General features: G+C 60.4%; 12 protein-coding genes. All 12 read right to left on the reverse strand.

Going from position 1 to position 16,285, the window contains the following annotated elements; all coding sequences use genetic code 11:
• Nucleotides 1-46: 46 nt before the first annotated feature.
• The 12 genes from ACP7AP_RS16890 to ACP7AP_RS16945 all read right to left on the reverse strand — a co-directional run bounded on the left by ACP7AP_RS16890 (nt 47) and on the right by ACP7AP_RS16945 (nt 16,250).
• Complete coding sequence (locus ACP7AP_RS16890; RefSeq protein ID WP_426035888.1) at nt 47-1,219, reverse strand: alginate lyase family protein; 1,173 nt, start codon at nt 1,217-1,219, stop codon at nt 47-49.
• Entirely contained in the window at nt 1,216-3,984 is a 2,769-nt protein-coding gene (locus ACP7AP_RS16895) for a tetratricopeptide repeat protein (protein ID WP_426035890.1), read from the reverse strand. Before ACP7AP_RS16895 ends, ACP7AP_RS16890 begins: the two co-directional genes overlap by 4 nt.
• A gap of 64 nt (nt 3,985-4,048) precedes the next feature.
• Nucleotides 4,049-4,687 (reverse strand): alginate O-acetyltransferase AlgF, encoded by a 639-nt coding sequence (locus ACP7AP_RS16900; RefSeq protein ID WP_426035892.1) that lies wholly within the window; start codon nt 4,685-4,687, stop codon nt 4,049-4,051.
• Entirely contained in the window at nt 4,684-6,015 is a 1,332-nt protein-coding gene (locus ACP7AP_RS16905) for an alginate O-acetyltransferase AlgX-related protein (protein ID WP_426035894.1), read from the reverse strand. Before ACP7AP_RS16905 ends, ACP7AP_RS16900 begins: the two co-directional genes overlap by 4 nt.
• A complete protein-coding gene (locus tag ACP7AP_RS16910; protein WP_426035896.1) occupies nt 6,012-6,824 on the reverse strand; it encodes a hypothetical protein in 813 nt (270 codons plus the stop codon). The genes ACP7AP_RS16905 and ACP7AP_RS16910 overlap by 4 nt, the downstream gene beginning before the upstream one ends.
• Nucleotides 6,814-7,896, reverse strand: a complete 1,083-nt coding sequence (locus ACP7AP_RS16915; protein WP_426035898.1) for an alginate O-acetyltransferase AlgX-related protein — start codon at nt 7,894-7,896, stop codon at nt 6,814-6,816. Before ACP7AP_RS16915 ends, ACP7AP_RS16910 begins: the two co-directional genes overlap by 11 nt.
• Nucleotides 7,897-7,907: 11 nt before the next feature.
• Complete coding sequence (locus tag ACP7AP_RS16920) at nt 7,908-9,350, reverse strand: MBOAT family O-acyltransferase (RefSeq protein WP_426035900.1); 1,443 nt, start codon at nt 9,348-9,350, stop codon at nt 7,908-7,910.
• A gap of 4 nt (nt 9,351-9,354) precedes the next feature.
• Nucleotides 9,355-10,860, reverse strand: coding sequence for a right-handed parallel beta-helix repeat-containing protein (locus tag ACP7AP_RS16925; RefSeq protein ID WP_426035902.1), 1,506 nt, complete (start codon nt 10,858-10,860; stop codon nt 9,355-9,357).
• Between the two features lies 1 nt (nt 10,861).
• Complete coding sequence (locus ACP7AP_RS16930; protein WP_426035904.1) at nt 10,862-12,334, reverse strand: mannose-1-phosphate guanylyltransferase; 1,473 nt, start codon at nt 12,332-12,334, stop codon at nt 10,862-10,864.
• Nucleotides 12,335-12,403: 69 nt separating this feature from the next.
• Complete coding sequence (locus ACP7AP_RS16935) at nt 12,404-13,438, reverse strand: hypothetical protein (RefSeq protein ID WP_426035906.1); 1,035 nt, start codon at nt 13,436-13,438, stop codon at nt 12,404-12,406.
• A 20-nt stretch (nt 13,439-13,458) separates the two neighbouring features.
• Entirely contained in the window at nt 13,459-14,931 is a 1,473-nt protein-coding gene (locus tag ACP7AP_RS16940) for a glycosyltransferase (protein WP_426035908.1), read from the reverse strand.
• Nucleotides 14,932-14,936: 5 nt separating this feature from the next.
• On the reverse strand, nt 14,937-16,250 hold the full coding sequence (locus ACP7AP_RS16945; protein WP_426035910.1) for a nucleotide sugar dehydrogenase: 1,314 nt from the start codon (nt 16,248-16,250) through the stop codon (nt 14,937-14,939).
• Nucleotides 16,251-16,285 lie beyond the last annotated feature (35 nt).

Consider the following 16,285-nt stretch of genomic DNA (forward strand, 5'->3'; position numbering starts at 1 on the left):
GATTGCCCCCTGCCCCATTCTTCACTTCCTAAAGCCACGCGTTCCGTTACGGCGTCGCGGCAGGTCCTTCTTCCGCAGCGGCAGGATCTTTTACATCCAGTGCGGGCCAGAGCAGGCTTTGCTTGCCGCCGATTTTGGAATTGCTGAGCAGATCAAACTTCGCAGCAAAAGTGGTGAAGTCGGGCTCTTGCACCAAGGTTTCCAGCGGAGCCAGCCAGGCGAACTGGAAGGCGCGCTTCATCTCGGCGGCGGGGTCGAATTTTTGCGGCTTGTCGGTGATCGCCTCGACCAGTTTGGGGTCTTCGACGGCTTTCAGGGTGAAGCGGACGACGCGCAGCAGGGCATTGTCGCAGGTGGCCAGCAGATCGGGATGCGTCGGTTGCAGCAAAGCCGTGGTCACGACCAACGGGCCAACGGCGTGGATTTGGTAGTGCAGCGCCAGTTTGCCGCGCCACATTTCATTCGGCAAAGCGCCTTCCGGGGTGGCGGTGCAGAGCACCAGTTTGACCGAGTCTGCGGCCCAAGTCGTCATCGCCGCGTTGTTTTGCAGCAAGCCGACCTGCGCCGCCGCCAAAGCAGCCCAAGCGCGCAGGTTGTTTTCGCGCGACTTCGGCGGGGCTTCGGTGTCGAAGAACACCATGCTGGCCTGCATCCTGGCCGTCAGCCAAGCTTCAATCGCAGGCTGGCGGCTGTCTTGAGTGGCAAGGCCACGCACTTGGGCATAGGCCATGGCGATGCCACCAATGCGGCTGGGCACCGAGAGTTGTGCGCCTTGGGTCTTCATATCGGCCAAAGCATCGACGGCGGCCCAGTCGTGGATGCGGTCCACTACGCAATCGGCGATCAGGGTTTGCTGGGCCAGATCGGGCGGGGTTTCGGGCTTGGCTTCGGCTGCGGGATCAACCGGAGCCTTGGGGTCAACCTCGGGTGCGGCGGTGATCTGCAGCGCTGCATTGGCGTTTTTGACCAGATCGTTGATGAAATCATCGACCGGATTCAGCGCAGCTTCGACAGCGGCATTGGCTTCGGTGTCGAAATCAGAGCGGTTTTTGCTGTCATCCTTGTAGCGGCTGGGGATAGCAAGTTCGGTCACTGGCAGGACCGGATCAAAGCAGGCGAAAGGCTCTGGTTCGGCCTTGGGCTTGGTCTCGGCGATGGCGGATTGCGTGCCAAGGCCAAGGCTGATGGCTAAAATCAGGCGGGTGATGTGGGCGCTCATTGGCTAACCTCCGGTTGTAGCGTCAGGCTACGGACTTTTGTGGTAGCATCGGTGTTGCCCGCGTCAGCGGCTTTTTGCAGCCAGACCAAAGCTTGCTCTCGCGAAGCCGGCACACCCAGACCAAAGGCCAATGCATCGGCATAGGTCAGCATCGCGGGGACATCGCCAGCCGCGGCGGCCTTGGAGATCCATTGAGTTGAGGCCTCCAACTCGACCGTCGATTTTGCGCTAACCTGCAACAGCTTGCCATATTCGCGCATCCCTGCCGGATTGCCAGCTTCGGCAGCGGTGCGGTAGAGTTTTGGCACGTCAAGCCGTGCATAGGCGTTGTCCTGGATCGGGCGCGAAGCGACGGCCAGTCGGGACAGCGCGCGGGGAATGTCCTTGGGTTGGCTGCGTTCGACCAAAGCGACGTAAAGATCGGCGGCCTTCTCGGCGTTGAATTGCGGCGCACCAGCGGTGGCGTAGACATCCAGCAGACGGTGAATGGCAGTGGTGTTGCCGCCATCATAGCCGCGCTGATAATAGGCGAGCTGGGCGGTTGCCATCGACTCGCCGCCGTAATGGCGCAGCAGATCGCCCAGTTGCACCAGCCGCCAGCTGTCATTCTCGCTAAGGAACTCGGCCACATCCACCCATTTCGTAAAGGCCGCCTGATCGCCCACCTGACCCATCGCATCGGCGAGGGTTTTGATTTCGTCAAAGCTGCAATCGGTGGCGGTGGTGGCGCGGTGCAGGTAATCGTCGCGGCGCCCGAGGTCGGGCTGGAACGGCAATGCGAGCACAAGGGCGTCAAAGTCGCCGCGGGTTTCGATGACATCGGCGTAGGTGGTGTAGACGGTTTTCAGATCGGGAAAGCGTTTAGGGTCAAGCTGCGGCAGCAACCGCAATGCGGCACCATCGCCCATCTCGGCCATCGGCTCCACTGCCGCAAGCGCTTCGGCTGCGTTCTTTGCCGGGTCTTGCTTGAGCAGGATTTCGGCCAGATCAACTTCGGCAGAACTGTCGCCTTCAGCAATCGCGGCACGCAGCATGATTGTGGGATCGCTCAGATTCTGGCCGATTTCGGCGAATTTGTTCTCCAAGCGTCCGCGTGCGGCGGTGACGCCTTCAAAACGTTTGGCATAAGACTCCCAGAAGGCGAGCACCTCAGGTGCTGCGTTGCTGCGCGTCAGCACTTCCATATATTGCGCGATGGCCGTCGGACGACCGTACAGCGCCTGCGATTGCAGGCGGGCAATGTCTTGCGGGTTGGGGTTTGCGATCAGGGCCAACAACTCAGCTGGGGTGAATTCGGCGGTTTTGGTGCCAGTGGCGGCACTGATGCCTTCCCAATACAACGCCTCTGTGCGCTGCGGCGCCTGCGGCGCACGGCAACTGAAGGCATCTTTCAACCCGTTCATCGGGTCAATCTCGCCGCCAGTGTGGACGGTGTCGATCACCGCGTCGATGACTTGATAGAATTGCTTCGGCGTGTCGGCATAGCGGAATCGGATCGGTGTGAGGCGTTTGGTGGCACCTGCATCGCCCATCGCCTCGGCCTTTTCATAATAGGCGACGGCGGCGGATTCACCGCCCCAACGGCCTTTCTCAGCAATTTCAAAATCACCCAGAGCGATGAAAATCCAAGCCGGAGCATCGGCGCGTTTGGCGAATTGTTCCAGGGCCGCACGATAGGCGGGCTGATAGGCGCCATCCACTTTCGCTTCGGATTGCAGGAACAACGCGTTGCGCAACAGGCCCGCGCGGTCACCGAATTTGGCGGCTTTCTCGTAAAGTGCGCGGGCGTGTTCGATGTCTTTTTTGCCGACCAAAGCGCCCTGTTCATAGAGACGGCCCAGTGCCACCTGCGCATAGGGCAGGCCCGCATCTGCGGCTTTGATCATATAGGCGATCAGGGTATCGTTGGATTTCACCAGATCTTCAGACCGCAAGTGCATCTCGGCGACTTTCCAAGCCGAGACGCCATCGCCCATATCGGCGGCAAAGCGGAACCATTTCTCGGCCAGACCGACATCGCGGGTGACGGTGTCACCGTTCATGTACTCGCGCGCAATGCGGGCGACACGGTCACAGATCAACGGGTCCATCTTGCCGACCAAGGCACCGAAGGCCATGGTGACGGCGATATCGGGCGGCACGTCCCAGCCGGGAATTTGCGTGCCTTTTTCCTGCAAAGCGACGATCTTCAGCAAAGCATCGGCGTTGCCGCCATAGCCTGCCGCGACCAGAAGTTTCAGACCTTTTTCTTTATCAACTGCGATGCCCGTGCCGTTCATCAGATAGTCGGCAAGGATGTTTTGCAAGCGCGGCGATCCACCGTTTTCAGTCGCCATCAACTGATCAGCAAGGCGTTGGTTGGTCAGTTCTTTCAGACGGCCAGCGGCGATCAGCAGTTCCACCCGCGCCAGCAGGGCCTTGTTCGCGTCGAATTGCGGATCGACCGCGGGCATCAGGGCATGGGCTTTTTCGATGGTGTCAAACCAACGGATCGCATCAGCGTCCATCAGGCGGCGCAAATCACGTTGAATGAGATCGGGGGCCATCTCGGGCAGCGCCTTGCCATCCCAAGCGGCCCATTGCGCGGCAAGTTGTTCGTCGGGCGTGCTGGGCGCGCAGATCTTTTCCACCTCGATCCGGGGCGGCTCGAAGTTTACCGCGACGGTTTGCAGCACTTCGGTCTGCGCAAATGCGGGAAGGCCAGCCAGAGCAGCCACGCAAAGCGGCAAGAACGGGCGGGAAAGCAGGGCTGCGGCGCGTGTCATGGTGTATCCTTTTGCCGATGTACCGCCGCGCAGACTGATCCGCGCGGCGGCTGGGCGATTAAGCTTAGTTGGCAAGCGTCGAGTTTGAACCCGCCACGGTGTAGTTGCCTGCGGTGCCGCGCAGCACGATCGCCACACCGCCGCGCCGTTGGAGATCAACCGCAGGCAGGGTGGCGAGAACCTTGTCGCCATCCCGAACCTCAAAGTCCAAGGTCAGCGGGGCTTTCAGGGCCACATTGGCCGCGCCATTCATCGGCACACCCGGCAGGGCCACCGCTTTGGCGGCGGGCACATACAAATCAACCTTCGGCAGATCGCTGAGGTTGAAGAAACTGATCACGGCCTGGGCGGGGTTTGAGGTGATGTCTTCCGGCACCAAGGTCTTGGTGCCATCAGCGCCGACGACATAGGAGTAATACTTGCCCGCTTCTACTTTGACCGTGGTGTCATCCACCCCGGTCACCAGTTTGATCTCGCCGGGTTTGGCGACGACGACGTAGCCCGAAATCCCGCCATCCAGTTGATCGAAGGTTTTGGTGTCGATCACCGCATTGGTGGGGACGGCTGCAACCACGCGCACAAAGCTGGCGCTGGGGTCGGGCACGTCTTCATAAAGCCCGCCATCCTGAGCCAGCCCCGTCGTGGCATACATGCCGCAAAGCCCTGTACATAGGGCAATCAACCAGCTGCTATTCTTCGTCATGACGCGTCTCCTTTGGTATTCGCGCAGAAATTCAAGGTTGTCGATTCACTGACGGGGCGATCGAAATGCACCGTCACCTTCTTGATATTCGGCATCGTGAAAGCCGACAAGCCAAGGTAGAAGTTTCCAGTTGAGCGCAACCTTTGGCTGCGTTCAACTTTTGAGTGCCGGATTAATCCGTCAGCACCTTCGATGCTAAAATTGGCGATGCGTGGACCTTCACCGCCAAAATTGGCATAGATCGCATCATCAGCACCGACTTTGAGACCTTCGAGCGAGGCCTCCACCGTGTTGGCATCCAGCTTGGTGACGGGCAAAACAGTGGTGCAGGTATTGCCCGCAGCGGCGATCAATTCTTCCATCGGCGCGGCACCGTATTGCGCGAGGTTGTTGTAGATCGGGTTTTCCCAGATCAGGAAGCGCGGGCGCTGTGCCTTGAATTCATCCGAGGTCATGTAAGAGGTCATCGAGCCGAACTGATTGCCGCCGGTGATCGCGTAGTTGACGATCTCCAACTGCGAATATTCTGCCAGAAAGCCCGCGAAATTGTTGATCGGACTGTCGGAATACGAGGTGCCGACCAGAACCGCAGGCTGCACCTCGCTGGGGGTGGCGAAGATATCCAGGCCGCTGGCTGCCGCATCGGTGCTGGCAACGGCTTCGGTTTTATAGGCCATCGTCTCGGTTGGTGGCAGCGATTTCGCGCAATATCCTTGCAGGGTGCGGCGCATCCCCGAGAAGGCAACTTCAGGCGCAATCGCGGTGGAAACGAAGGTTTGCTTCGGCAGATCGCCATAGGCGGGATCAGCCTTGATATGTTCGGCAATCGCTTGTGCGCCCAGCCGCGCGCCTTGCGAGGTCCAGTGGAAGTCATCGCCGAACAAGGCGCGCTCGCTGCCTTTGTTGTTGCGCAGGGCGGTCATCATGTCCGGCGCTTCGACACCAGCGGCGTTCAGCCGGGTGATGAAATCGGTGTAGATCGCATTCGCCACTTCGGGCTGAAAGCCATAGTCGGCGGCATGGGCGGGCAGATATTGCGGCATCACCTGCGACTTTGTCGGGATGGTGACATAGATCAGCGTGGTGCCGTTCTCTTTCAGCACTTTCGCCAGTTGGCCCATCATATGCACGGTGCGTTCGTCCAGCGGATGCTGCATCCGCAGATCGGCGAAGGTGCGGAAGAACACGCCGTCTTTGCCTTCAATCGCGGGCAGGATGGTGTTGAACTCATAGGCCGAGCAATCGAAGTTTGAGGCGGTTTGCGCATGGGCGGGCGCGGCAGTCAGGGCCAAGCCAAGCGCCGCCGCAAGCCGGAAAGCTGCGTTCATTGGGAAACCTCCGTGGGGTCAGTGGCGTCAAGTCGGGCGAGCAGGGTCTGCGCCATCGCAACTTTGCCGGGTTCATTCGAAGCGATCATCAGTGCCAGCGCCGCGCGGGCGGCAGGCACATCGGGGGCGCTGCCGTCTTGCGGCATGATCGCGGCTTGCGCCAGTTTTTGCGCGGCATTGGCGTCGCCCGCCTTGGCGGCCTGCATCAGCCATTTGCGCGACTGGGCCGCGTCTTTGGCAAAGGGTTGGCCAATGGCGTACATATCGGCAAGGCCAAGGGCTGCGGCGGGTGTGCCAGACTGCGCCAGCTTGACCAGAGCATCTTTGCCGTTCTTGATCTGTCTGTCAGACAGCGTGACTTCAGGCGATTTCATCAGTGCGATCATGCGGTTCATCGCGAATTCGCGGCCCAGATAAGACGCCATGGCATAGTAATGCACCGCAGTCGGCAGCACGCTGGGTCTGCCGGAGTCTTCCAGCTTGCGGGCGTAATAGAACGCGGCAAGGCCATCCCCGGAATCCGCCAGTTCCTGCATTTCGTTGGCGGTCAGCTCTTGCTTTGCAACCATACGTTTATGCAGGGTTTTCAGGCGCGACACCACAGGATCAACCGGAGGTTTGGCGGCCAAACGTGCGGCTTTCTGCAGCGCCAACCTTTCGGCCAACTTCGCGGCTTTCTCTTCTTTGCTAAGATAGACCTTCGACACCACGGTCGGCGGCACCACGCGGTCTTCTGCCTGCACCCGCAATGGGGTCGCTATAAAGCTGGTCAGCAACATGCTGGCGATGATCAGAGATTTAATCTGCACTTGCCAGCTCCTGCCCGATTTTATGGTCGTCCCACAGCTTGGGGTCGGTCAGGTAGCGCAGCGGAATCTCCCAGATCACGACTTTCGGTGGCGTGTCGCGGAAGCTGTCCGAGGCGAGGTATTTGTCCATCGGTTTGATTGGGCCAAGGCCCTGTTCAGCCGCGTTCAGCACGTCTTGGTGCAAGTCGAGTTTCAGAGCCTCGGCAAAGCTCCAATGCGGGTTGGCGCTGTAGGATGTGCCGATCAGCGCCACATCGACTTGAGCAGCGGCGAAGATATCGCTGGTGTCAGCGGGGGCTGCGACGACATAGGGATTGGCGTCTTCGCGGTCCAAGCCCAGCATGGGGGCTATGCCTTCGGTGGTGACATAGGACACCAGATCGCCTGCGAATTCGGCTTTGGGTTCTTCGGTGCGGGTCATCTGGGCCGTGCCAAGCGGGATCAGGCCGGATTTTGCGACAGCGGCAGCCACTGCGGCGGCACCGTTGAGCGTCCAGTGGGTATCGGTGGCGAAGAAGGCGGGTTTGGTTTTCACCAGTTCGACCAATGGCGTGCGGGCATCGACGGTTTCAATCTGCGCGGCGTTCAGTTTGGCCAGAAGATCGGCGTAGAAGCCTGCCATTTCAGCCGAAAGTTCAGGTGCTGCGGCCTCGGCTGATTGCACATCAACCTTGGCAGGCAGCGCCACGACGATAAGCTTGGTGCCTTGGGCGGCGAGCGTATCGCGCACCTCGGCGATTTTGGCGACCGAAGGCGATAGGCTCGCAGGCAAGGGTCGGGTTTCTTCCGTGGTGAACAGCCAGCCGTCGCGGCCCACGACCACGCCTTTGCGGCCTTCGCCGATGAGCAGGTAACGGGCAGCGCCCATGACGCCAATCGAAGGCTCACGGTGCGGCATCGCGGTTTTGTAGAGCGTGTCAAAGCTGTGGGTGACGGTGCCGCGCAGGGCGGCCATGTCGAACGCCGCCAGCTTGCCGCCGGGTTCTTCATAGACCGCCAGATTGGCGAACGGGACGTAACCGAAGAACACCACGGGCAGGAAGTAGCGCGACATCTTGTAAAGGCTTTGCATGATGGGCTCCTTCAGAACTGGAAGTAGAGGAAGGGCGAGAAGCTTGCCTCGGCCAGTTTCATGATCGCAAGCATGGCGATCAGCGAGACAACGGCGACCGGCAGCAAGGATGTGGCGGCGGTCAGCGTGCCATTACCGCTGACACCGATGCCACCTTGCGGCGCGAAATACATCTCTTTGCCGATGCGGTTGATCTGTGGTTCGGCGGCGCAATAGATCATCGCGATCACCAGCATCACCATGCTTTCGCCGCTGATCTGGAAGGCGATGTCCATCGGGATGGCGAAACCGTGCAGACCGATCATGCCAGCATACACATCCATCGCTTGGCGCATATCGACGGCGCGGAAGGCGACCCAGCCGATCAGCACTAGCAGCAGGGTTTGCACCAAGCCGATGAAGGACGAGCGGTTGGCCCAGCCGGTTGCGCGTTCAATCGCAAGCCACGCGCCGTGCCAGATGCCCCACGCGAGGAAAGTGCCGTTCGCGCCGTGCCACAGCCCGCCCAACACCATCACGATCATCAGGTTGACATAGGTGCGGCCCGGCCCGACGCGGTTGCCACCCAGCGGGATATAGAGGTAGTCGCGCAGCCAGACCGACAGCGAGATATGCCAGCGGCGCCAGAACTCGGTGATCGAGCGGCTGATATAGGGCATGTCGAAGTTCTTGCGGAACCTGAAGCCCATCATCAGGCCCAAGCCCACGGCCATATCGGAATAGCCTGAGAAGTCGAAGTAAAGCTGCATCATGTAGGCGAGCGAGCCGAGCCAAGACAGAGCTGCACTTGGGTCGGGCGTGTTGAAGGCGATGTCAGCCAAGGGCGCGATGGTGTCAGCGAGCAGCACCTTTTTGCCAAGGCCGACGATGAAGAGGGCGAGGCCATCGGCAAACAAAACCAGCGAATGGGTGCGGTGTTTGAACTGATCGGCCAAGTCCTTAAAGCGCAGGATCGGGCCTGCCACCAACTGCGGGAACAGCGCGATGAAGGCCGCGAAGTCGAAGAATTTCAGCGTGGCGTCGGCGTCTTTGCGGGTGACATCGACCAGATAGCTGATCGAGTGGAACACATAGAACGACACGCCAATCGGCAGGATCAAGCGCCAATGCACACCAAGCCCAGCGGCATCGGTGCCAAACAGTTGCGCGAGGCTGTCGATGAAGAAGTTGAGGTATTTGAACACGCCCAGCACGATTAGACAGCCCGCAACCCCAATTCCGCACCACATTTTCGCGCGCGGGGTGTCGAGGTTTTTCGCAATCATCAGGCCGATGCAGAACGTCCAAACCGTGGTGCCGAACAGCAACAGCAGGAAGTCAAACCGCCACCAGCCGTAGAACAGATACGACGCAAGCAAGATCACCATCGAGCGGCCCTTGGCGGGCGTCAGATAGTAGATGATCAGGAACAAGGGCAGAAACAGGAATAGGAAGGTTTCCGATGAAAAGACCATGGTGTTACTCCTGACTACAGATCGAGGCGAATTCGGCATCATCTGCCGCAGCGCTCGAAATCTGGAAAACGGCCGCGTGGTCGGTGCGGTCTGAGGTGAGGAACGCCGCCTGATGTTGGGCGAATTCACCGTCGAAAATGCGGGGCAGTTGTGCGCTGAGATCGTTGTCGCGCAGTGTGACAAGGTGCAAAGCCGCACCGGTCAGCCCGATCTGGTTTTGCGCCATCAAGTTGCTGTTCAGCTCCAGCCGCGCCTTGGTCAGTTGCGCGCCAACGGCGATGGCCGAGCCTGCGTTGCCAACCAGCACATTGCCCGCGATCTGGACATATCCGGTTTTGGTCAGCCGCAGGCCGACCGCGCCATTGGCGGCGATGACGTTGTCTTGCACCGAAAGGCACGAAGCGGTTTTGGCGGCAAGGCCGCTTTGCGCATTGTCCAGCACAGCGTTGCCGCGCAGGGTGATGCCAAAGCTGCCACCATCGACTTGCACGCCGTTGCCCTGCCCGCCCAGCACCAGATTGCCCGCGATCAGCATGTCTTTCGAGCGCGCGGTTACGCGCAGGCCAGCCCCGGCTTTGGTGTTGTAAATCGTATTGCCCAGCGTCGCACCGCTGCCGACCTGCGCCAAGATCAACGCACCGCCGCGCGAGGCCAGAAACGCGTTCTGCGTCACCTGTGCGGCTTTGGTGCCGATCAGGGCGACGCCGCCGATATCCTCAAAACGATTGTCGCGCAGCACCGATGGCGTTGTCGAGGCGAACAAGCCTTGGGTCGAGATCACAAAGCCCGCGAAGGGGCCAAGCCCGGCCATGCCCAAAGCTTGAAACGTATTGGCTTCGGCATAGACTTGGCCAGAGCCTGAGGTCAGCACGAAAGGGCGATATTGGGTTTCGGGCGCGTCGGCGGCGACATCGCTGCGCAACGTCGCGCCGCGCAGATCAAGCTTGCCGAAGTTCAGAAGGAAAGCACCCTCAGCCGCTTGCATCTGCAACACGTCACCGGGGTGGATCAGCAAGGTCGCGCCCTGCCAGATCACCAGCGGGCGCGACAGAGTGACAACGCCATTCGCCATCGCAATGCCCGCGATGCCCTGCTGCTCTGCCTCTGTCGCCAAATCTTGCAAGCTGATCACGCCCGCGCTGATGAAAATCCCGGCCTTGCTGTTGTGCTGGGCCTGCTGCACGCGGAGCTGGTTGTTGGTACCTTCCGAGATCGACAGCTGGGTCAGCGCGATCTGGGTATCGCCCGCCGCAACCTTGGCGACATCGCCCGAAGGCAGCGTCACCTCGGCCAGCGCTTGCGGGCGGGGCGCAGGTTTCACACCATACAGCCCGGCGATCTGCGCCACCGCATCATAGGCGAAGCCCTGCGCGCTTATCCCGCTGGCGTCTTGCTGCAATCCGGCGATGCCTGCGTGCAGGTCGGCGCTGTCGGCAAGTTTGGGGGCGGCTTGCGCCATGCTTGCGCTGATCAAAACAGCACTCGCCAGATATGCCAAGACGCGGGTCATCCTATTGCACCGCCCCGGTTACAGGCTGCAAAGGCTCGGGCTTGGTGAACAAAGATGCCACCGCCTTCACGGCAGAGGCCACAGTTTCGGCGACGTTCTCGGCGTCATAGGTCATCAAAAGCTGCATCGCCCGCAGTTCTTTTGATCCGGTGTTGGTCAAAGGCAGGGTGACATCGGCGGGAATGGTGACAGAATCACCGCGCGCGACTGCCACCATTTTGCCTTCACGTTCATACACGCCACCGCCGTTGAGGAAGGTCAGCAGGCTAGGTCCGTGGCCCGTGCCATTGACCTTCAGCGAAGCGCCGGGAGCGATGACCAACATACGCATGTCATAACCATCGTCTTTCGCCAGCAGTTCGACCTGACCCCAGTTGGTGTCACGCAAAAGATGGCTGGAGACTTCGGGGCGGTTCATGCCCTTCAAATGCTCGACCACTTGCTTGACGCTTTGGGCATGGTCGCGATTCATCACCAGCAGCGCATCCGGGGTATCGACCACGATCATATCGCGCAGGCCGATCACCGCCACCAAGCGCGAGTCGCTTTGGATCAGGGAGTTTTCAGTATCCAAGGCAAACACATCGCCGTTGATCACATTGCCATGCTCGTTGCGGCTGGAGATTTTCTGCACCGCATTCCACGCCCCAACATCATCCCACTGAATGTCACGCGCCGGGGCCAAGGCGACGGCGGTGGAGCGTTCAAACACCAGCCGCTCGGTCGGCTCTGACTTGGCTTTGACGAAAGAGGTTTCTTCCAGATGCAGCGCGCCGTTGATCACCTTGCCCGCGCTGACAGCGGCGGAGACGGCGTAGAAGGTTTCAGGCTCGAACCGATGGAATTCTTCGATCAGCACATCGGCGCGGAACAGACTGATGCCCGAGGCCCAATAGGAATAGCCGCCGGAGATCAGCGCTTGCGCCCGCTCGTATGGCGGCTTTTCGATGAAGGTCTCAACCCGGTGCAGGCCGGGATAGTTGGTATAGCCGCCACCATCGACGATATAACCGTAGCCGATTTCCGGGTAGGCGGGTGGGACGCCGAACAGCACGATACGGCCATTGTCGGCCGCTTGCTGCATGGCGACCACGGTGGCGTTGAGATCCCCGGTGATGATGTGATCGGACGGCAGCACCAGAAGCTGCGCTTCGGGGTCCTCGGCAATGACCGACAGGGCGGCAGCCAAAACAGCCGGGCCGGTGTTGCGGCCCATCGGTTCAGCGATCACCGTGCCCGTCAGTTGCAAATCGCGCATCTGACGCGCGACCAACTGGGTTTGGCCCGCGCTGGTCACGATGATCGGCGCCTTATACACGCCGCCGCGATGGCGCTGCAGGGTGGTCTGAAAGTAACTCAGACTGCCCTTGCCTTGCACCGGTTGAAACTGCTTCGGCTGCTCGACTCGGGACATCGGCCAGAGCCGCGATCCCATGCCACCGCACAGAACCAAGGGGTAAATCGACGTTTTCATTGCGCGCTCCGCTGGGTCATTGCCCGAAGGAAAAATCTGAAAGGGGTGGTAACGGGGGAACTGCTCGACTTAGAACCAAGGCTTCTTGATGATTGTCAGCTTGGCCAGTTGGCCCAACTGCTCGGCTTGCAAAGGGGTGGTCGGGATCAACCGAACGGGCAGACCTGCATCGGTTGCCTCAGCGCGCAGGCTGGCGGGATCGACAGCGGCGTTGATCGTGCTGCCGTCGCCGAACTGCACCTTGACGTGATCGGCAAAGGCGAGGGTCAGCACATCCGAGGCGGGCACGGTTGCCGTCAGCACTGCGGGCGCATCAGCGGTGTGGACGTTCAGCATCGGCTCGCCCGCGCTGACGGTGGCCCCGACAGTTGCGGCCAAGGCGGTCGCGGTACAATCGCAAGGCATCGCAATCGACAGCATCTCGCCCGAGGTGGCGCGGATGGTGAAAGCGACTTCGCCCTTGGCGGCGGCAAGGTTGACGTAATCGACCTGCCCGCCTGCGGTTGCTGTCAGGGTCATGCCGTCTTGCACAGCCAGACCGGGGGCGGCGAGCGGCAGAGTGAAGATGCGGTTATAGGCCAAGGTGCCAACGGCTGCGACCAAAGCCAGAGTGGCGAGTGCCAACCCGGCGCTGCCCAAGACCCGGCTGAACGTCAAGCGCTTTGCGGTCATGGTCGCCGCGCGATTAACGGGCGACGGAATCGACGGCGCAACGCCGATCACCTCACCCAAGGCGACCAGATCGCCCGCGATGTAGGAATTGATCAAATGGCGCAGCTGGGGCAGATGCTCGCCCGCCGGATCGACGAAATTGACGGTGGCGTGACCGTTGCCGCGATCCAAGGATTGCACTTTTCCCAGCACTTCCAGCGTAACGCTGAAGCCCTTGAACGGGAACATGAAGCGCATCAGGCGGGTTGCCCCATCCAAGGCAGGGTCCATCAGCCCGATGATTTCGGCGGCGACCAGCGACAGCCGTTCGCCCATGAACTGCCGCCCGTCGATGCCGACAACAAAGGGAATATCAAGCAAAGGATGCTCTCCCTGTACGGGCAGGTTGGGCAGGTGGCCGATGGTCTGACCTTCAGCGGTGTTGGTGTCCATTTTCGTATTCCTTCGCGAATTCAGACAATGCCAGACAGAAGAACCACACCCAAAGTCAGCCATCCAAGGGCGAGGGAGTGGGAGAAAGTCGAAGACCAGCCTTGCAGGCGTTGGCCAAAGGGAAGCGCCACGGCACGGGCTTTGCGCGCCGATTGCCGCGTCCAGCGCTGGCGATCCAAGCGGAACAGCACGAAGCTTTTCACGGCCGCCCCAGTGATCTGGCTGAAGTACAGCAAGAACGGATAGCTGATCGGGAAGGGGTGCATCCGCACCGTCGCCAAGATCCAGCAGTAGGTGTAGCGGGTGAACATGATCCAGGCGATGTAGATGGGGAGCGCGAGCGGCTCGATAAACACCGCCCCGAACAGGACAGAGATTGGGCCCGCAAGCGTGGTCCAGATGCCGACGCGCTGATCAAGAATCGACCACCATGTGAACCAGCCGATGCTGTTTGGCGACAAAGACAAAGCCCGGCCATTGGTGCGCAGCATGTTGCCAAACCAGCGCACCATCAGCGTCAGGGCAGAATCGACAAAACCGGGGCGCGGTTGGCTTTCCATCGACAGCGAGGCCACATCGGGCAGGTAGCCCATCTTGTAGCCGTTCTTCAGAAGCCAGAACCACGTGGACTTGTCGTCGCCAGTCAGGAAATTCACCCGGCCCAAACGCCAATGGTCGATGAAGTCGCTTTGCACCTGATTGATGAAGCCCGCGTTGGTGGCAAGATCGGCACGCACCACGCTCATCCGCCCGGTCAAGGTGAGCACGCGGTCCGACAGCCCCATCGACGACATCATCACTTGCCGCTGATTGAAACGCATCATGAACCAATCTCGGAACAACGGCATGTCGGTGGCACGGATTTCAACTTCTTCATCCGTCGTCACGGCGCCCATATCAGGGTTGGTGAAGAACGGCGCTGTGGCGGCCACAATGTCTTCGGGCACGCAGCTGTCGCCATCCACAAACAGCACGATATCGCGGCGGGTCGGGGCTTCACCTGCGATCAGGCGCAGCGAACGCGCCAAAGCATCGCGCTTACCAGTGCCTGCGATTTGGTCGACCATCAGGCGGATGGTCGATGTGTCTACCGCCATCCGGTCAAAGATATTGCGGATCAGGCGGGCATCGGCGGTATCGACCACCGAACACACCACCGTCGCGCCACCAGCCGAAGCAGCCGCCGCACGGAACAGCGATTGATAGACCCGCGTGGTGACTTCAGGTTCGATCTTGTAGCTGGTCACCAGAAAATACGCGTGGGCGGGCGTGGGCAAGGCAGCATAAGCCGCCATCGCCCGCGCCTTGCGACGTGGGTAAACCCATTTCAGGAACAGCGCCGCCCGCGAGAAGTTGATCGCGGCCCAAGTGTAGCGCCAGAGGCCGATCACCCCAACCACCACCAAAGCGCTGCCCAGATCGCCAATCGCATGCAACGGCAGGCTCAGGCCAAGCCCCACCATCACAGCAATAAAGGCGATATGTCCCAGCATCATCATTACCAGCAAATGCCCTGATAGGTGCCGCCCGAGCGTTTGCCCGCTTTGATGCGCGTCAGGTCGATCACCGGATGGGTGGCTGCGTTCAACTCCTCCAGCGTGTCGTCGTATTTGTTGCCGACCAGCACGATGTCAGACTTCGCCAGCAGTTCCTTGATCGTCGGCACCAGACGGTCCTTCAGATCAATGTTGTAATCGTTGCCACGGCCAGCGGCACTCATGTCATTGGCGTAGGCTTCATGCACGAAGGGGTCGTAGACGTTCAGGGTCATGCCTTGGTCGATCAGGCGCGCGGCGAGTTCAGCGAGGGGGCTTTCGCGCATGTCATCGGTTCCGGGTTTGAAGCTGATGCCGACCAAGCCGACCGAGGTGGAACCCGACGCCATCACCATCGCTTCGGCACGGTTGATCTGTTCGGCGTTGGCGACCAGCACCGCATCGAGCAGCGGCGAGGCGACCTGAATATCGGCAGCAATCGAGCGCAAAGCCCGCACGTCTTTCGGCAGGCACGAGCCGCCAAAAGCAAAGCCGGGGCGCATGAAATACGGGCTCATCGACACTTTGTGGTCCGAGCACAGGATTTTCATCACAGCCTGACCATCCAGCCCGCAGGCCTTGGCGATATTGCCGATCTCATTGGCAAACGTGACCTTCACCGCACGCCAAGCGTTCGAGGTGTATTTGATCATCTCGGCCGAGCGCACATCGACGACGTTCACGTCGCAGGGCAGGTCTTTGTTCAGCATGGTCAGGAAGTCGGCGGTCTTTTTCTCAAGCGCGCCGAACACGATTAGGCCGGGATCGTAGTAATCCTGAATGGCGGTGCTTTCGCGCAGGAACTCGGGATAATAGCCGACACCGAAACCAACGCCCGCCTCCATGCCCGAGTATTCCTCAAGGATCGGGATGCAGACCTTCTCCATCGTGCCGGGAACGATGGTCGAACGCACGATCACAGAATGGAAACCGTCTTTACCCGGAAGTGCTGCGGCAATCGCGCGGCAGCAGCTTTCGACATATTTCAACCCGATTGATCCGTCTTCGGCCGAAGGCGTGCCAACGCATACAAATGACGCATCAGCGGCACGCACAGCGGCGGCGGCGTCCATGGTGGCGGTCAGTTTGCCAGCCGCGAAAACCTCGGCGATCAACTCGGGCAGACCGTGTTCGACGATGGGCGACAAGCCCGCATTGATTGAGGCAACTTTGCCCGGATCAACATCCACCGCGATCACTTCGTGGCCGTCTTTCGCCAGACAAGCTGCCGATACCACGCCCACATATCCGATCCCGAATACGACAATTTTGGCCATCTCAATCGTCCTTCTGAAGCGCCTTTTCTGCGGCG

The organism is Cypionkella sp. TWP1-2-1b2 (genome assembly GCF_049896245.1).
Taxonomy (GTDB): domain Bacteria; phylum Pseudomonadota; class Alphaproteobacteria; order Rhodobacterales; family Rhodobacteraceae; genus Cypionkella.